The following is a 17,608-nucleotide window of genomic DNA, read 5'->3' as shown; positions in this document are numbered from 1 at the left end:
AGGCATGGATGCAGGGCTGATCCCTACTTTCGGCAGTTTCGCTTGGACGATCGCCGCCTTCGTCGTGGCGCTTTCTGTCATCGTGGCCATCCATGAATACGGTCACTATATCGTCGGCAAATGGTCGGGGATCAAAGCGGAAGTCTTTTCGATCGGCTTCGGCCCAGTCATTGCAAGCCGCATCGGAAAGGACGGAACGCGCTGGCAGATCGCGGCCTTGCCGTTCGGTGGCTATGTCAAGTTCATGGGTGACACCAGTGCGGCCTCTGACCGGCCCGATGAAGAGGTCCTGAGCGCCATGACGGAAGAGGAACGACGCCAGACCATGCATGGCGCTCCTCTCTGGGCGCGGGCTGCGACCGTCATTGCCGGCCCGGCCTTCAATTTCGTTTTGTCTTTTCTTTTGTTCGCGGCGCTCCTCTTTGCGCGGGGTGTTGCTACCGATCCGATTACCGTCGAATCCGCACGTTCCGTACCTGTCGAGGCAGAGGCGCTTCTTCCGGGCGACGTTCTGCTGGAAATCCGTGGCGTAGCCGTTCCGAAAACTGAAGAATTCAGCGAATTTGGCGCCGCCTTGGAGGCGTCCCCGACGCTGCCTTACACGGTTCTTCGGGATGGGGCGGAGATAGAGATCGAAGGCCCCTGGCTTTATCCTCCCTTTGCCGCCTCCATTACGCCCGGTTCTGCAGCAGAAAAAGGCGGTGTCGAAGAGGGTGATGTTGTCACCGCCATCGATGGCGTTCCGGTTTACGATTTCGGCCAGCTTAGAGACGCTGTCGGTGCTTCCGACGGCAATGCGGTTACATTGAGCCTCTGGCGCGACGGCGAAACGCGGGACGTGACCCTTCAACCCGAGCGCCGCGATCTGCCCTTGCCGAACGGCGGGTTCGAAACGCGCTATCTTATCGGCATCGGCGGTGGTCTGGTCTTCGAACCGAAGAGCGAGGCTCCGGGTCTCGGTGAGGCGCTACTTTACGGGGTGAACCAGACGATCTTTATCGTGGAATCGTCTGTGTCCGGTCTCTACCACATGATCGCCGGCAAGATTTCGACCTGCAACCTGTCGGGTCCGATCGGCATCGCCGAAACTTCGGGGCAGGCCGCCAGCCAGGGCTGGGTGTCGTTCCTTTGGTTCATTGCAGTTCTTTCCACCGCTGTCGGCTTCCTGAACCTTTTCCCGATCCCGGTTCTCGATGGCGGTCATCTGGTCTTCCACGCCTTCGAATGGGCTACTGGCCGTCCGCCGAGCGACAAGGCGTTGCGCTACCTGATGGCGGGTGGCCTGACGATCATGCTTGCGCTGATGCTTTTCGCCGTGGGGAACGATCTTTTCTGCCCGTGAAATAAGCAGTATTGTTAAAAGGAGGGCTTTGGCACGCTTGCCTACAACTCGTCTTGAGTGTGCCTAAATCCCGTCACATTTCGTGCCTAACGTCGGCGAAGTAACTCCTTACCGGGGAAGACCGATGCAGACGATCCAAAGAGGATACCGGGGACTGGAATTGCTGTTCGAATTGAATTTCGACCGCTTGATTGTCCTTGCCGCCCTGTCCGGCGCGCTCTTTTTTGCCGCATACGTCGGCACGCCTCGCTAAACGATAGCCGGGTTGCGCACCCGGCGAAGGCAAAGACTTTTCGGAAGCCGCCCCTTCGGGCGGCTTCCTGCTTTTGACAGCCTGTCAGAATCCCATTACTCACTTTCGTCAACAGCAATGACGGGGCAGGTGAGATGGTAAGGAAGTCTTCCGTGGGACTACGAGGCTTGTTTCTCGCGAGCGCGGCCGCATTGGCGCTGAACGCAGGAAGCGCATTCGCGCAGGTCCAGGTGAACAGCATATCAATCGACGGGAACCTCCGTATTCCCGACTCGACCATCATCAGCCTTCTTGCGCTGGAGCGTGGGGCTGTCGCGACAGATGGCGAAATCAACGACGCCTTGCAGCGCGTCCTGGCTTCCGGGTTCTTCGAAACGGTCGAGATTACGCCAACTGGAAACGGACTGAGTGTCGAGGTCGTGGAGCGGCCGACGATCAACCAGATCAGCATCGAGGGCAATCGTCGCCTGGATGACGATGAGTTGCTGGCCGAAATCACTTCGGCGCCAAGGCGCGTCTTCTCGCCCACGATTGCCGAGGCGGATGCAGCGCGCATCGCTGACGCCTATACCCGGCGCTCGCGCCTTGCTGCACAAGTCACGCCGAAAATCATTCGGCGGTCGGACAACCGGGTCGATCTGATCTTCGAGATTTCCGAGGGCAGGGTGGTCGAGAACGAACGCGTGAGCTTCGTGGGCAACCGGGCGTTCTCGGACAGGCGCCTGCGTCGCGTGATCGACACCAAGCAGGCCGGTTTTCTCAGGGCGCTTGTGGGGCGGGACACCTATGTTCCGGAACGGATCGCATTTGATCGGCAATTGCTGACCGATTTCTACAATTCGCGCGGCTATGTGGATTTCGAAGTTCTGGATGTGACTACGGAATTGTCCCGCGAACGAGACGCGACATTCGTGACGTTCAACGTGCGTGAGGGTCAATCCTTCAAGGTCGGCGAAATCTCGGTGACGAGCGAGTTCGAAGGGCTGGATATCGAGGAATATCGGCGCGCGCTTCGTCTGCGCAGCGGCGAAACATGGAACCCGTCGGCAATCGAGGAGCAGATCGCGCGACTAGAGCGACTTGCCCTACAGCAGGGCTACGATTTCCTTCGGGCAGATCCCCGGGTTACCCGTGATAGCCGCAACCTGGAACTGGATGTTGAGTTCGCTCTCGTCCGTGGCCCGCGTATCTTTGTGGAACGGATCGACATCGAAGGAAACCAGACGACGCTCGATCGCGTGATCCGGCGCCAGTTCGACACGGTCGAGGGCGATCCGTTCAATCCGCGCGAGATCCGGAATGCAGCGGAACGGATCCGGGCGCTTGGCTTCTTCAGCGAGGCTGAGGTGAATACCCGGGAGGGGTCCGCACAGGACCAGGTTATCGTGGATGTCGATGTCGAGGAGCAGCCGACCGGCAACCTGAGCTTTGGCGGCAGCTACAACAACGATACGGGGTTCGCCGTTGCTATCGGGTTTTCCGAACGGAACTTCCTGGGGCGGGGCCAAGCCCTGACGTTGGATATTCAAACCGGAGACGAGAATTCCACATCACGGGTCGCTTTCAGTGAACCAGCTTTCCTTGGGCGCGACCTTACGCTTGGCCTTGAAGGCATACACGCAACCAACGATTTCGATGATGCGACCTACGAAACCCGTATCAGTTTGTTCTCGCCATCCCTTGGTTTTCCGCTGGGCGAAAATTCGCGTCTTTCCGTCTACTACGAGATCGCAAAGGAGGACATCTTCAATGTGGATGGAGCCCTCGCGTCTCCCATCCTCGTCCGGGAGGAAGGCGACCTGTGGCGTAGCTCTGTCGGCTACAACTACTCGCTTGACCTTCTGAGGGGCGGTTTGAACCCGAACAGGGGCATTCGACTGAGCTTCGGTCAGGAATACTCGGGGCTCGGTGGTGACGTCGAAGCGATCAAGACCACAGCGCGCGCGGTTGCCCAGCGCGACATTTTCAACGAAGAGGTGACGATCCGTGCAATCCTCGAAGGTGGCGTGATCTCATCTTTGGACGGAACAACACGTGTCACGGACCGGTTCTTCCTCTCTTCCAACCAGCTTCGCGGTTTTTCTTCGCGGGGTGTAGGCCCGCGGGATACCGGCGCCGGGAATTCGGATGTTCTGGGCGGCAACAAGTACGCGGCTCTGCGTTTCGAGGCAGATTTTCCGCTTGGGTTGCCTGAGGAATACGGGATCTCTGGCGGCGTTTTTGCCGACTTTGGCTCGCTTTGGGGACTGGACGATACGGCAGGCGTGGTGACGGTAGACGATGGTTTCGAATTGCGCTCGTCCGTGGGTGTCTCGGTGTTCTGGACCACGCCGATTGGTCCGCTGCGACTGAACTTCGCAAAGCCAATTCAAAAGAACGCGCTCGATGAAGAAAACACGTTCGACATCACGATTTCGACGCAGTTCTGATCTGCTCAGACGGTCTGCCGCTGTGATGGTATTCGCCATGCTTTCGCATGCGGCGATCGCACAGGATCAAACCGTGATCGAGATTCAGTCTCCGGTGCTGGTAATCGACCAGGACAGGCTGTTCGCCGAGACCCGTCTTGGCTCGCGCGCTCAAGCCGATTTCGAGGCGCACGCGCAGGCTCTTGCCGCAGAAAACCAGCGGATCGAGGCTGAGCTGATCGCGCGTGAACAGGAACTGACGGAGCTGAGACCAAATACGGCGCCCGAGGAATTTCGGGCGATGGCAGACGAGTTCGATGCGCGTGTCGAGAGGATCCGCTCGGAACAGGACGAAAAGGCCCGGCTCCTGAACCGCTCCAGAGAGGAAGCCCGGCAAAACTTCTTCGGAGAGGTTGCCGAAATCATTTCCGAAATCGTCCGCGACAAGGGCGCTGTCGTCGTAATCGACCGGCGGGACGTTTTCCTGTCTGCCGACCGGATCGATATCACCGAAGAGGCGATTGCTCTCGTGAACGAGAAGCTCGAATAGCTCAGGCTGCGAGTGCCTTTGCACGACAGAAGCACGATGCCCTAATCGGAACGGTTGCACGCGCGATCGCCTGATCAAGCTGAAGCTTGACGTGCGCCGCCTCGGTCAACTCGCCCCGATGCACCAGGCACTCGTACAGCCCGTGCAGACTCCAGACGTTCTTCGGATGCTGACAAGGGCGGGCGAGGGTGTCGTCGAGGCCGAGGTCTGCGCGGTACACTGCTTCGGCCTGTTCGAATTGACCCGCATCCATCAGGAGCGCGCCGAGGGCATGACGGGTCGGCTGCATCCAGCCCCACGGTTCGTCGTAAAGAAGTGCGTCGTCGAGCCCGACCGAACGGCGCAAGTGTTCCAGCCCTTCTTCGATCCGTCCAGACTTGTAGGCGAGTTCTCCATCCATCATGGCCTCGCCGATCAGGAGAACGTCCTCCGCCGTATTGTTGAACACCATCCTGCTTTCCTGAACGGCCTCACGTGCCGCGACCGCATAGGCACGTTCCGCTTCGGCCTGCTCGATCCTCCCGAGATTGGCCAGTGCAATGACACGCGCCTGCCAGATCGCCGTTGTCGTATAGCTGTATAGTTCCGGATCTTCGGGCATGGGTTCTGCGAGGATCTCCTCCCACATCCCGAAGCGGACCATCACGTGAATCTTCTTGCCGTAAAAGGATTCGAACAGATCGGGCAGATAGCGGATCACGTTGACAGGCAGCATCTCGATCAGACGCTCCGACGCCTCGAGGGCGACTTCCGGCTGCCCCAGGAACATGGCGCCATATGCTTCGAAGTGAACATTGTGGATGCGGTACACCGTGTAGAAGTTTTCCCCACCCGCTATGGCTTCGTACTTCATATCGACTTCGGCGGCCCGGTGATTGCGCCAGACGACATTCTGATAATCGCCACACAATACGTCGATATGCGTTGCCATGTGGACCAGATGCCCACTGTCCGGGACAAGATCGACCAGGCGGTCCCCGTGGCGCAGCGCCTTTTCCGGATGCGGCGACATTTCCATAAGGTGAATGTAGAGATGCAGAAGGCCCGGGTGATCCCAGGCTCCGGGAAGGCTGTCGAATGCGGTTTCAAGTGCCGCCTGCGCTTCGAGCGTCGAAGCGCCTTCGGCCGGTTGTCCCGTGTCCAGATCCCAGAGGAGCCACGGAGTTCTGTTCATAAGGGCTTCAGCGAACACCGAAACGACGTCGAGGTCGTTCTTGTGCGCGGCATAGACTTTGCGCATGGAATCGGAAAACGCATCATTCCATGGGCCGAAATCCTCGATCTCGGGATCGTCGGGAAACCGGTGGGCCAGGGCCTCGATGAGCGCCTTTTCCACAGGTTGGAGACTTGGGGAAAGAGCCTGTGCTGCGGCAAGCGCATCGTGAGCCCGCTTCAGTGTCGCAACCTTTTCCTCGGGTTCGAAAAACTCCCAGGGTTTGTTGTAGTTCGGGCCGATGGCATAAGCGATGCCCCAATAGGCCAATCCGCAATCCGGATCGATTGCGATGGCTTTTTCGAACTCTTCCGCAGCCGCTTCGTGATTGAAGCCGAACAGCCAGTTCAGTCCCTGATCAAAGTGAGATTTCGCCGCAAACGATGCGGCGGTTATCTCGCGCGCGTACGGCCCCAGATCGAATGTTGTCATTGGTACACCCCCGTTCCAAGCTGTCAGAATACCACAAACCGTATATTCTTGCAGCTTTTCCGGGCGCTCCGACCATTCGCCACCTTTGCGCGCTGTGCCTTGCCGATGGCTCGCCGGCTTGATACCCCTTTTAAAACAACAAGGACGAGGCACTCATGAGCGATCTGAAGACCGCCGATATCGAGCTGATCCAAAGGATCATCCCACATCGATACCCGTTCCTTCTGGTTGACCGCGTTGTCGACATCGAGGGGACCGCAAGAGGGGTGGGGATCAAGAACGTCACCATGAACGAGCCCCAGTTCACAGGTCACTTCCCAGGCATGCCTGTCATGCCGGGTGTGCTGATGGTTGAGGCCATGGCGCAAACGGCCGCAGTGGTGGTTGGCGTGGGTATGGACCTCGCCGACAAGAATTTCGGTGTCTACTTCATGGCCATCGACAACGTGAAGTTCCGGCGCAAGGTCGGACCGGGCGACACGTTGCGCATGGCGGTCGAAACCGTGCGGGGCGGCGGCAAAGTATGGAAGTTCCGTGGCGTGGCTTCAGTCGGAGACGAGATCGCCTGCGAATGTGAATTCACGGCCATGATGGATCTGCCAAAGTGAGCGTCGATTCCTCGGCCCATATTCATCCTTCGGCAATCGTCGAGGAGGGCGCAAGCATCGGACCGGGCACGAGGATCGGCCCGTTTTCTCTCATCGGCTCCAAGGTCACTCTTGGCGCCGGCGTGGAGATCAAGTCGCACGCCGTGGTGACGGGCATGACCGAGGTCGGTGACGAAACGGTCGTCTTTCCAGGCGCTGTGATCGGAGAGATTCCGCAGGACCTGAAATTCGATGGCGAAGAGACCCGTCTTGTTGTCGGAAAACGCAACAAGATCCGCGAAGGCGTCACCATGAACACGGGGACAGCCGGCGGAGGCGGACTGACCCGTGTCGGAGACGATTGCCTGTTCATGACCGGAGCTCACGTGGCCCACGATGCGACGGTCGGCAGCCGCGTGATCGTGGCCAATCAGGGCGCAATTGCGGGCCATTGCGTGATCGAGGACGACGTCATCATTGGTGGCCTGTCAGGCATTCACCAATGGGTCCGGATCGGGCGGGGCGCTATCATCGGTGCCGTGACGATGGTGACAAACGACGTGATCCCTTACGGTCTTGTCCAAGGACCGCGCGGAACACTGGACGGGCTGAACCTTGTCGGACTGAAGCGCAAGGGCGTGGACCGCGGCGACATCACTGCGCTCCGCGCTGCCTTTCAGATGCTGGCACAGGGTGAGGGCGCCTTTCAGGATCGAGCCCGGCGTCTCGGAGACGAGACGGAAAGCGCATATGTGCGCGAGATCGTGGAATTCGTTCTTGGAGCCAGTGACCGCAGCTATCTGACACCGGAGCGTTGAGGTGACGCTGGCGCTGATCGCGGGACGAGGCCGCTTGCCGGATGCTGTCGCGCAATCAGTGGAAGGCGAACTCATGGTGGCGGCTCTTGAAGGCTTTCCGCCTGATGCCTTGGCAGTCGACGTTGAATTCCGGATTGAGCAGCTTGGAAGTTTCATAACAAATCTGAAAGACCGGGGTGTGACCGAGGTCTGTTTTGCCGGCGCTATCCGGCGGCCACCGCTTGATCCTGCAGCCGTCGATGCCGCGACACTGCCGCTGGTTCCCCGCATGATGAAGGCACTTCAGGAGGGGGACGATGCCGCGCTTCGGACCGTCCTCGGGTTCTTCGAAGAGGCGGGCTTGACTGTCAGGGGGGCACATGAGGTCTCTCCCGACCTCCTGCCTCCGCCCGGCGTTCTGACGGCCCGAAAACCCGATACCCAGAATGAACGTGATGCGGAGCGTGCGGAACAGATCGTCGAAGCGCTTGGAGCGGCTGATGTCGGCCAGTCCTGCGTCGTTCACAAGGGCCAGGCGTTGGCCGTGGAGGCGCTTCCAGGGACCGACTGGATGCTGGAAAGCCTCGTTTCCTTCCGCCACGGCCAAACCGGTGGCATATTCTTCAAGACACCGAAACCGGGTCAGGATTTGCGGATCGACATGCCAACGATCGGCAGTGAGACCGTCGTCAAGGCGGCGCGAGCGGGTCTGGATGGGATTGTGATCTCTGCGGGCGGCGTCCTTTCCATCGGGCTTGCGGACATCGTCAAGGGCCTAGATGAGCGTGGCATGTTCCTTTGGGTGCGCGGGTGAAACTCTACATGCTTGCAGGCGAGCCCTCGGGCGACAAGCTTGGCGCGGCGCTGATGACGGGATTGAAATTGCTGGCGCCCGGCATCCAGTTCCGAGGCGTGGCGGGACCGTTGATGCAGGCCGAAGGGATGGAGAGCCTGTTTCCGATGGACGAGCTGTCGGTCATGGGCATCGCGGAGGTGCTGCCAAAGTATCCCGAGTTGAAGCGACGTCTTCAGGAGACAGCGAATGACTGCGTGGCATGGCAACCGGACGGTCTGGTCACCATAGACAGCCCGGATTTCTCTCTGCGTCTGGCCCACAAGGTCAAAGATGCGGCCAAGAGTATCCGCACGGTTCACTACGTGGCCCCCTCGGTCTGGGCATGGCGCTCCGGACGAGCCGAGAAGATGGCTCGGGACGTGGATCACGTGCTGGCGCTGTTGCCGTTCGAGCCGCCCTACATGGAGGCCGCAGGCATGACCTGCGACTTCGTGGGGCATCCCGTCGTATCGGAGCCGGTTGCCTCGAAAGACGAGGCCGCTGCATTCCGGCACCGCGAAGGGCTGGGTCAGGCACCCCTGATTCTTGCACTGCCCGGTTCCCGTCGGGCCGAGGTTTCCAGGCTGGCGCCGATCTTCGGCGAAGCCCTCCGCGTGGTCGTCTCTAAGGTTCCGGGCGCAAGGGTCGTCGTCCCCGCTGCCGCGCCGGTTGCTTCGGCCGTACGGGACGCCGTCAGGTCGTGGCCTGGTTCTCCGGTCGTTCTGGACCCGCGAGGCGATGCGGAAGCCGCGGCACGAAAACGCGCCGCATTCCGGGCCGGAGACGTGGCCCTTGCCGCGTCCGGCACGGTGTCGCTCGAACTTGCCGCCAATGCCACTCCGATGGTGGTCGCCTATGACATGAACTGGCTGTCGTGGCAGATCATGAGCCGCATGGCGAAGGTCGACACCGTTACGCTTGTGAACCTTGTGACCGGCCAGAAGGCCGTTCCAGAATTCCTGGGACCGGCCTGCCAGCCCGGACCGATCGGTGCAGCGCTGACATCGCTTCTGACTGACGAGGCTGCGCGCGAGACGCAGAAGGCTGCGATGGAGGCTACGATGAAGGCGCTGGGGCAGGGGGAAGAAGCGCCGGGCATTCGAGCGGCGCGTTCCGTTCTGAGGGCGTTGGAATAGTCGCCGAGACTTTCAGGCGCCGCGCCATATCCAGCCACCGCCGTAGACGCGGCTTCCGCCCGGTTCGTAGAACACGCAGGCCTGACCGGGCGACACGCCTTCCTCAGGGGTCAGTAATTCCACCTCTGCCTCTGTCGGTGAGATTGGCCGCAAGATGGCATCCATTGGCGGCTTCGTGGAACGAATCTTGACAGCGACGTGCCATTCCAAAGCAGATGCAAAAGGTGCATCGCCCAGCCAATTGACTTCGCGCACCGGGACACGGCGGGTTGCCAGCATTTCTTTCGGGCCGACCACAACGCGTCGCTGATCAACATCGAGTTTCACGACATAGAGCGGCTCATCTAGGCCGCCGATTCCCAGCCCCCGCCTTTGCCCGATCGTGTAATGGATGACGCCCCGGTGCTCGCCCAAGACACGGCCGTCGGCATGCACGATCTGCCCGGGCTCGGCGGCGCCGGGACGCAGCTTCTCGATCACCCCCGCATAGTTGCCGTCGGGAACGAAGCAGATGTCCTGGCTGTCCGGCTTGTCGGCCACGGAAAGCCCGTGCCGCGCCGCAAGCGCGCGGGTTTCGTCCTTGGACGCAAGGTGCCCCAAGGGAAATCGCAGGAACTCCAGCTGCTCCGGCGTGGTCGAGAACAGGAAATAGGACTGGTCCCGCGCATGGTCTGCGGCCCGGTGGAGCTCGGGGCCGTGCGTACCCATTTTCCGCTGGATGTAGTGGCCCGTCGCCATGCAATCGGCATCGAGATCCTTGGCGGTTTCCAGGAGATCCTTGAACTTCACCCGCTCGTTGCACCTGATACACGGGACCGGCGTTGCACCCGCGAGGTAACTGTCGGCGAATTCGTCGATGACGGCGTCCCGAAAGATGTTCTCGTAATCCAGAACATAGTGCGGAAACCCCATGGTTTCGGCGACCCGGCGCGCGTCATGGATATCGATCCCCGCGCAGCAGGCGCCTTTCTTGGCCAGCGCCGCACCGTGGTCGTACAACTGGAGTGTCACTCCGACGACATCATAGCCTTCACGGGCAAGTTCAGCCGCCACAACAGATGAATCGACGCCACCCGACATCGCCACGACAACGCGTGTCTCCGAAGGGGGTTTTGGAAAACCAAGTGAATTCAGGCTGTCGCTGCGGTCCAGCGCCATGAGGTGCACCTATGGAACGGAAGGTCTGTTGGAATATAGGAAAATTCGCCGCACTCACAAGGCCAGCCTTCACCCTCGATTAAGATCGCCGCGGCAAATTGCGGTTCGTTCCGAAGTTGATGGCGTGACTTGCGATGTATCTGAAGAAGGTTGACGGACCGCGGGCGATAACCCTTCCGGATGGCAGCGTGATGTCGCGGGCCGATCTTCCGGAACCATCCACGCGTCGGTGGGTCGCCAGCCGCAAGGCCGCTGTCGTACGCGCATTGGAGTTTGGATTGATCACTCGGGAAGAAGCCATTTCACGGTATTCCCTTTCGGATGAGGAGCTTGAGGGGTGGCAATCCGCAGTTGAGCGACACGGGGAGAGAGCGCTGAAAGCGACGACCTTGCAACGCTATAGACAACCATAGCGTGTATTTCTATAATATTTTGAGGGTAACCTGTAGTTAACCAATTGCATTCAGAAATTAGACCAAACGAGTTCATTCTGCGGAGAAGTCATATGCGCGTACTATTGGTTGAAGATGACCCGACAACCTCCAAGAGCATCGAGATGATGCTGAGCCATGCCAATCTGAACGTCTATGCAACGGATATGGGCGAGGAAGGGATCGATCTGGCCAAACTGTATGACTATGATCTGATCCTCTTGGATCTCGATCTCCCGGATATGGATGGTCACGAGGTGCTGAGGCAACTGCGCCTTGCCCGTGTCGAAACGCCAATCCTGATCCTGACCGGGACTGATGATACCGAAAGCAAGATCCGGGGTTTTGGTTTCGGCGCCGACGATTACCTGACAAAGCCCTTCCATCGCGAGGAACTGGTCGCGCGGATCCATGCGATTATCCGTCGTTCGAAGGGTCACGCCCAATCTCTGATCCATACCGGAAAGGTCACCGTGAACCTGGATGCAAAAACGGTCGAGGCGGATGGCAAGACCGTTCATCTCACCGGGAAGGAGTACCAGATGCTGGAACTTCTTTCCCTGCGCAAGGGAACCACGCTGACCAAGGAGATGTTCCTGAACCACCTCTATGGCGGAATGGATGAGCCCGAACTGAAGATCATCGATGTTTTCATCTGCAAACTTCGCAAGAAACTCAGCATCGCGACAGACGGTGACAATTATATCGAGACAGTATGGGGACGCGGCTATGTCCTGAGAGACCCTCAACCGGCAATACAAGAAGGGAACCGGCGTATCGCGGCCTCTGCGTGACAAACAATATGAGAGCAGTCTGGACCTCTTCCGGGACGCCCCCTATCCATTGGGAAAGCGTTCCGGGAGAGGTTCATGCAGGACCAGTTCGATGTCGACACTCTGACACGGGAAGAAGCCGAAAGGCGCCTTGTTGAACTCGCCGGGATTCTGGATCGTGCAAACAAGGCTTATCATCAGGCCGATGCGCCGGAGATCAGCGATGCCGAGTATGACCGGCTGAAGCGTGAAAACGCCGAGATCGAAGCGCGATTTCCCGAACTGAAGCGCCGGGATTCGCCGAGCGACCAGATTGGTGCCGCTCCCGCCGAGGGGTTTCAGAAGATTGCGCATTCGGTGCCGATGCTTTCTCTCGGCAATGCGTTCGACGATACCGAAGTCGCGGAATTCGATCGCTCGGTTCGCAAGTACCTGGGTTTGAGCGAAAACGAGGAACTGGACTACACGGCTGAGCCGAAGATCGACGGCCTGTCGCTGTCTCTGCGCTATGAGGCCGGTCGTTTAGTCCATGCCGCAACACGTGGCGATGGAAGCGTCGGCGAGAACGTCACGGCAAATGCCTGCACCATTTCCGATATTCCTCAGACGCTGACGGATGCGCCCGACGTTCTGGAGGTGCGGGGCGAGGTCTATATGAGCCATGAGGATTTCGCCGCGTTGAACGCCCGTCAGGCAGCGGACGGCGGCAAGACCTTTGCGAACCCCCGAAATGCCGCGGCCGGCTCTCTGAGGCAGTTGGACCCCAGCGTAACCGCCGGCAGACCATTGCGTTTCTTCGCCTATGCCTGGGGAAGTGTCAGCCAGTCGCTTGCCGACACCCAGATCGGTGCAATCGGGAAACTTGCCGCTCTCGGGTTCCGCACGAATCCCCTTACCCGGCTCTGCACTGGCCCTGAGGACATGCTGGAGCATTACCGGGACATCGAGGCCCGTCGCGCAACGCTTGGCTACGACATCGATGGGGTCGTCTACAAGGTGAACGACCTGTCGCTTCAGGCCCGGTTGGGGTTTCGCTCTACGACGCCGCGGTGGGCCATTGCTCACAAGTTCCCAGCGGAGTTGGCGTGGACGCGACTGGAAGCAATCGACATCCAGGTGGGCAGGACAGGCGCCCTCAGTCCGGTTGCCCGCCTGACGCCTGTGACTGTGGGCGGCGTCGTGGTGTCGAACGCAACCCTTCACAACGAGGACTACATCGCGGGGCGGGATTCCAACGGACAACCCATCCGGGATGGCAAGGATATCCGCGTGGGCGACTGGGTTCAGGTCTATCGCGCAGGGGACGTGATCCCAAAGGTCGCGGACGTCGATCTGTCGAAGCGTCCGGAAACAGCCGTACCCTACGCCTTCCCGCACATTTGTCCCGAATGCGGGTCGGAAGCGATCCGCGAAGAAGGGGACGCGGTGCGGCGCTGCACCGGCGGACTGATCTGTCCGGCGCAAGCTGTCGAGAAACTCAAGCATTTCGTCAGCCGGGCAGCCTTCGACATCGAGGGCCTGGGTGCCAAGCAGGTCGAACAGTTCTTCGAGGACCGGTGGATTCGGGAACCGGCGGACATCTTCCTTCTCGAAGAGCGCTACGGGAGCGGCCTGCAGCAGTTGAAGAACCGTGAGGGGTGGGGCGCGAAATCGGCCGAAAACCTCTTCTCGGCAATTCGGCAGCGCCGGACGATCGCATTCCACAGGTTGCTGTTCGGGCTTGGTATCCGGCACCTGGGAGAAGTGGCGGCAAAAGATCTGGCGCGGGCTTTCGGCACCTGGGATGGCCTTGCCGATGCCGCCGATCGAGCAGCAACAGAGCCAGCGGCGATACAGGGCCCCAGTCGAGAGACATTGGCGGCCAGCCCGGCATGGTCGGAGTTTCTGGCGATCGATGGAGTTGGCGTGACGCTGACCCAGTCGCTGGTCACCGCGCTGGCGCAGGCACATGAGCGGGAATCGATCGATCGCCTGGTGGCGTTGCTGACGATCGAGGCTCCCGCCGCGCGCGCGACCGGCAGTCCAGTCGCCGGCAAGACGGTCGTTTTCACAGGGTCGCTCGAGAAGATGACGCGAGCCGAGGCCAAGGCCCGTGCCGAGGCTCTGGGTGCAAAGGTTGCAGGTTCGGTGTCGGCGAAGACCGACCTTGTCATCGCGGGTCCCGGCGCGGGGTCCAAGGCGAAGAAGGCGGAAGAACTGGGTATCGAGATGATCGACGAAGACAGCTGGCTTGAATTGATCGGAGACGCATGAGCGGACGTCCGGAAATTCTTTTTCCCCTTTTTGCCTCGCTCGAGACATTGCCGGGCATCGGGGAGAAGACTGCCAGGCTTTTCGAAAACCTGGACATCGAGAGTCCGCGCGATCTTCTCTTCACCTTGCCGACCTCCGGTGTCGACCGCCGCCTTCGTCCGTCGATACAGGGGCTTCATTTCCCGGTCGTCGCGACGACGGAGGTCACGGTCGAGCGCCATCATCCGCCGCGCTCGAAGGGGCGGCCCTACCGCATCGACGTGTCGGATCGCGAGATCGCCTTTCAACTGGTTTTCTTCCATGCGCGGGAAGACTGGCTGAAGCGACAATTCCCCGTCGGCGAGCGTCGCATTGTCTCGGGCCGTGTCGAGATTTTCGATGGCGTGGCCCAGATGGTTCATCCCGATCATATCCTGCCGGTGGACGAAGGCAGCAGCCTGCCGGAGTTCGAACCGGTCTATCCCCTGACCCAGGGTGTAACGCTGAAGGTCATGGCAAAGGCCGCGTCAGCCGCGGTGGCCCGTGCGCCGGACCTCGAAGAATGGATCGATCCAGGGCTCATCGCACGGGAAGGCTGGCCCGGATGGCGCGAAGCACTGAGTTCTGCGCATGCCCCGCGCGGTTCGGAAGACCTGTCACCGGGTGCCGCGGCACGCACGCGACTGGCCTATGACGAGTTGTTTGCGCACCAGTTGACGCTGGCGCTGGTTCGACTGAGACGCCGCAAGCGTAAAGGTCATCCCTCGGTCGCGACTGGAAGGCTTCAGGCCAAGGTGCTGGACGCCTTTCCGTATCGGCCGACATCTGCGCAGGAGCGTGCCGTGCGCGAGATATCGGCGGACATGGCTTCACCCGAACGAATGAACCGGCTGCTACAGGGCGATGTCGGAGCCGGCAAGACGCTGGTGGCGCTGATGGCGCTTCTGGTTGCCGTCGAGGCAGGCGGGCAGGGTGTGATGATGGCGCCGACCGAAATCCTGGCGCGGCAGCATCTGCAAGGCCTCAAACCGTTGGCGGAAGCCGCCGGGGTAGTGATCGAGATTCTCACCGGGCGCGACAAGGGGGCCGAACGGAAGGCCAAACTTGCCGCTCTTGAGGCGGGCGACATCCAGATCCTCGTTGGAACCCACGCGGTGTTTCAGGATGACGTAATTTTCCGGGATCTGCGCCTGGCGATCGTCGATGAGCAGCATCGCTTCGGTGTGGCGCAGCGCATGGCCTTGGGCGCGAAAGGGGAAAAGGCGGACGTTCTGGTGATGACCGCCACTCCCATCCCGCGCTCTCTGAGCCTTGCGCAATATGGCGATATGGATGTGTCTGTCCTCGATGAAAAGCCACCAGGCCGAACACCCATATCAACGGCGCTGGTGTCGGCGGGGCGCATCGACGAAGTCGTGGATCATCTGAAAAGGGCCGTAGCCGAAGGCAAGCAAGCCTATTGGGTCTGCCCGCTTGTCGATGAAAGCGAGGTCAGTGATCTGACGGCGGCGGAGGACAGGTACAAACGTCTGCGTGCAACCTTTGGCGAGGGCGTTGTCGGGTTGGTTCATGGTCAACTTCCGCCGACCGAAAAAGACGCGGCGATGGCGGCTTTCGCGGCCGGAGAGACCAAGGTTCTTGTCGCAACAACTGTGATCGAGGTTGGTGTCGATGTTCCGAACGCGTCGATCATGGTGATCGAACGGGCGGAGCATTTCGGATTGGCGCAACTTCATCAGTTGCGGGGCAGGGTCGGGCGCGGAGCGGAGAAATCCACCTGCCTGTTGATGTACCAGCCACCACTGACCGAGGGCGGGCGTAGACGGCTGGAAACGCTCCGGGAAACCGAGGACGGATTCCGTATCGCCGAAGAAGACCTTGCGATGCGGGGCGCGGGCGACGTTCTGGGCACGGCGCAGTCAGGATTGCCGCGGTTTCGTATCGCGGACCTGGAACGGCAAGCCGGGCTTCAGGCGATGGCGCGTGACGACGCACGCAAATTGATCGGTGACGATCCGGCCCTGGTTTCACGCCGCGGAAAAGCTGCGCGTGTTCTTCTCTGGTTGATGAAGCAGGATAGCGCGATCCAAATGATTTCAGTTGGTTAGAGAGCGAGTGAGCAATTTGTTCACTAATGTTCTCAAAAAGTTCTTTACAGATTGAAGAACATTTGCGAACACTACGTTAACAAATGCAGCCCGCCCGCTGCCTGATCCCGACGAAGAAGGAACCCATTGAGATGGCTGAACTGAGAGAAACACTTTCCCGTAACGCCGGAACCCTGGCTCAGGATTTTGCCAGCGTCGCTGCTCTGGTCGTGATCTTTTTCACCGGATTGTCGCTGCCGAGCCTGCTTTGATCTTCACCTGATCTGCCTGCGGTCTGGATTACCGGTCGCGCATCCTGTCCCACAACCGATGCGCCAGAGCTTGTCCCTCGTGTGGCCTTGTCCCAGGCCTTCGACCGGTCTTCACACCAGATACGCCACTTCCGCCGCCATCCGTCCCCGGATGCGCGGCGGTTTTTTTGAGCTAGCTCTGGGGATCAGGCGCAGTCCGCGCGCGCTTCGGCGTCCGACACGGCCTCCGCCGTGGCATCGAGTGCCAACATGATCGACGCATGGCGGTTGCGGAAATCGCGGGCAGGCTCGAGCACTGCGTAATCGGAAAAGGGCGCGTCCGGGACGGGACCGTTTTCCGTCAGCATCGCGCGCAGTTGGTCGCGTGCCGTCTCGATTTCGGCCCGCGTTCGACCGATAACGTGCCGGGCGAGGACCGACGCCGAGGCCTGACCCAGCGCACAGGCTTTCACATCCTGGCCAAAATCCGAGATACGGCCTTCTTTCAGTGAAACGTCGACCGTCACGGTCGATCCGCAGAGCGGCGAGCGTTTTTTGACAGTGGCATCGGGACTCTCCAGCCGGTTCGTAAGCGGGATGTCCGCTGCCAGCTCGAGGATACGTCCCGAATAAAGCTTGATGAGATCAGTCTCGGCCATGTCTTTCCTTCCCGCCTTCACCCCATTATCTAGGGTCTTCCGCCGCTCAAGGAAAGGATTGGCTCATGGCTTTCGATCCCGCAAGTCTTCGCTTCGATGAAAAGGGCCTGATCCCGGCAATCGCGCAAGACGAGAATGACGGCGCGGTCCTTATGTTGGCATGGATGAATGCAGAGGCCGTTGCGCGGACGCTGGAGACGGGCAGGGTGACCTACTGGTCACGGTCGCGCCAGGCATTCTGGACCAAGGGCGAGACCTCGGGTCATATCCAGGAACTTGTCGACTTCCGCGTCGATTGCGACCGTGATTGCCTGCTGCTTGTCGTGCGCCAGACCGGGCCGGCTTGCCACACGAACCGCAGGAGCTGTTTCTACACGGCGGTGCGGGACGGAGACGAGGTCGAACTCCTGGCGCCGATGGGATAGACGCGCTGACGCGCGCCGATCCGCAGGGGCTCCGCCCCG

Annotated in this window: 17 protein-coding genes; 14 read left to right on the top strand and 3 right to left on the bottom strand. The window is 60.3% G+C overall.

The genetic code is table 11. The features are described 5' to 3' along the window. Positions 1–4: 4 nt before the first annotated feature. The 4 genes from rseP (at position 5) to ACKLNI_RS06985 (ending at position 4,553) form a co-directional block, all read left to right on the top strand. On the top strand, positions 5–1,342 hold the full coding sequence (rseP, locus tag ACKLNI_RS07000) for an RIP metalloprotease RseP (protein WP_413718342.1): 1,338 nt from the start codon (positions 5–7) through the stop codon (positions 1,340–1,342). A gap of 124 nt (positions 1,343–1,466) precedes the next feature. After that, complete coding sequence (locus ACKLNI_RS06995; RefSeq protein WP_413718341.1) at positions 1,467–1,595, top strand: hypothetical protein; 129 nt, start codon at positions 1,467–1,469, stop codon at positions 1,593–1,595. A gap of 152 nt (positions 1,596–1,747) precedes the next feature. Further along, the gene (bamA, locus tag ACKLNI_RS06990) at positions 1,748–4,024 is read left to right on the top strand and encodes an outer membrane protein assembly factor BamA (protein ID WP_413718340.1); all 2,277 of its coding nucleotides are present in this window, start codon (positions 1,748–1,750) and stop codon (positions 4,022–4,024) included. A gap of 25 nt (positions 4,025–4,049) precedes the next feature. Next, entirely contained in the window at positions 4,050–4,553 is a 504-nt protein-coding gene (locus tag ACKLNI_RS06985) for an OmpH/Skp family outer membrane protein (protein WP_413718339.1), read from the top strand. A 1-nt stretch (position 4,554) separates the two neighbouring features. Here ACKLNI_RS06985 and ACKLNI_RS06980 read toward each other — a convergent pair whose 3' ends face one another. Next, entirely contained in the window at positions 4,555–6,198 is a 1,644-nt protein-coding gene (locus ACKLNI_RS06980) for a tetratricopeptide repeat protein (RefSeq protein ID WP_413718338.1), read from the bottom strand. A gap of 155 nt (positions 6,199–6,353) precedes the next feature. On the opposite strand from ACKLNI_RS06980, the gene fabZ reads away from it, so the two are divergent. Genes fabZ through lpxB form a run of 4 tightly spaced genes read left to right on the top strand, consistent with a single transcriptional unit; the run spans position 6,354 to position 9,553 of the window. Further along, positions 6,354–6,806 carry a 3-hydroxyacyl-ACP dehydratase FabZ gene (fabZ, locus tag ACKLNI_RS06975; protein WP_413718337.1) on the top strand — a complete coding sequence of 151 codons (453 nt, stop codon included), beginning with the start codon at positions 6,354–6,356 and terminating at the stop codon, positions 6,804–6,806. Continuing rightward, on the top strand, positions 6,803–7,603 hold the full coding sequence (gene lpxA, locus ACKLNI_RS06970) for an acyl-ACP--UDP-N-acetylglucosamine O-acyltransferase (protein WP_413718336.1): 801 nt from the start codon (positions 6,803–6,805) through the stop codon (positions 7,601–7,603). The genes fabZ and lpxA overlap by 4 nt, the downstream gene beginning before the upstream one ends. Before the next feature lies 1 nt (position 7,604). Then, the gene (locus tag ACKLNI_RS06965; protein ID WP_413718335.1) at positions 7,605–8,396 is read left to right on the top strand and encodes an LpxI family protein; all 792 of its coding nucleotides are present in this window, start codon (positions 7,605–7,607) and stop codon (positions 8,394–8,396) included. Beyond that, positions 8,393–9,553 carry a lipid-A-disaccharide synthase gene (gene lpxB / locus ACKLNI_RS06960; protein WP_413718334.1) on the top strand — a complete coding sequence of 387 codons (1,161 nt, stop codon included), beginning with the start codon at positions 8,393–8,395 and terminating at the stop codon, positions 9,551–9,553. The genes ACKLNI_RS06965 and lpxB overlap by 4 nt, the downstream gene beginning before the upstream one ends. Positions 9,554–9,565: 12 nt before the next feature. Here the strand turns inward: lpxB and mnmA are convergent, their stop codons facing one another. Further along, positions 9,566–10,711 carry a tRNA 2-thiouridine(34) synthase MnmA gene (gene mnmA / locus ACKLNI_RS06955; protein ID WP_413718333.1) on the bottom strand — a complete coding sequence of 382 codons (1,146 nt, stop codon included), beginning with the start codon at positions 10,709–10,711 and terminating at the stop codon, positions 9,566–9,568. Between the two features lie 134 nt (positions 10,712–10,845). Here mnmA and sciP point away from each other — a divergent pair, with 134 nt between their 5' ends. From sciP to ACKLNI_RS06930, 5 genes are all read left to right on the top strand, one after another. Continuing rightward, complete coding sequence (gene sciP, locus ACKLNI_RS06950; protein ID WP_413718332.1) at positions 10,846–11,124, top strand: CtrA inhibitor SciP; 279 nt, start codon at positions 10,846–10,848, stop codon at positions 11,122–11,124. Between the two features lie 92 nt (positions 11,125–11,216). Further along, a complete protein-coding gene (gene ctrA / locus ACKLNI_RS06945) occupies positions 11,217–11,936 on the top strand; it encodes a response regulator transcription factor CtrA (protein ID WP_413718331.1) in 720 nt (239 codons plus the stop codon). Positions 11,937–12,011: 75 nt separating this feature from the next. Next, the gene (gene ligA / locus ACKLNI_RS06940) at positions 12,012–14,168 is read left to right on the top strand and encodes an NAD-dependent DNA ligase LigA (RefSeq protein WP_413718330.1); all 2,157 of its coding nucleotides are present in this window, start codon (positions 12,012–12,014) and stop codon (positions 14,166–14,168) included. Further along, positions 14,165–16,255 (top strand): ATP-dependent DNA helicase RecG, encoded by a 2,091-nt coding sequence (gene recG / locus ACKLNI_RS06935; RefSeq protein ID WP_413718329.1) that lies wholly within the window; start codon positions 14,165–14,167, stop codon positions 16,253–16,255. Before ligA ends, recG begins: the two co-directional genes overlap by 4 nt. Positions 16,256–16,338: 83 nt before the next feature. Further along, positions 16,339–16,506: a hypothetical protein gene (locus tag ACKLNI_RS06930; RefSeq protein ID WP_413718328.1), complete on the top strand. Its 168-nt coding sequence runs from the start codon at positions 16,339–16,341 to the stop codon at positions 16,504–16,506. Between the two features lie 185 nt (positions 16,507–16,691). On the opposite strand, the gene ACKLNI_RS06925 is transcribed toward ACKLNI_RS06930, so the two are convergent. Then, on the bottom strand, positions 16,692–17,144 hold the full coding sequence (locus ACKLNI_RS06925) for an iron-sulfur cluster assembly scaffold protein (RefSeq protein ID WP_413718327.1): 453 nt from the start codon (positions 17,142–17,144) through the stop codon (positions 16,692–16,694). A gap of 65 nt (positions 17,145–17,209) precedes the next feature. Here ACKLNI_RS06925 and hisI point away from each other — a divergent pair, with 65 nt between their 5' ends. After that, positions 17,210–17,569 (top strand): phosphoribosyl-AMP cyclohydrolase, encoded by a 360-nt coding sequence (gene hisI / locus ACKLNI_RS06920; RefSeq protein ID WP_413718326.1) that lies wholly within the window; start codon positions 17,210–17,212, stop codon positions 17,567–17,569. The last annotated feature ends 39 nt before the right edge of the window (positions 17,570–17,608 follow it).

This window comes from Silicimonas lutimaris (assembly GCF_047314965.1).
Classification (GTDB): Bacteria; Pseudomonadota; Alphaproteobacteria; order Rhodobacterales; family Rhodobacteraceae; genus JAVJUV01.
This window is presented reverse-complemented; position numbering and strand designations above follow the sequence as displayed.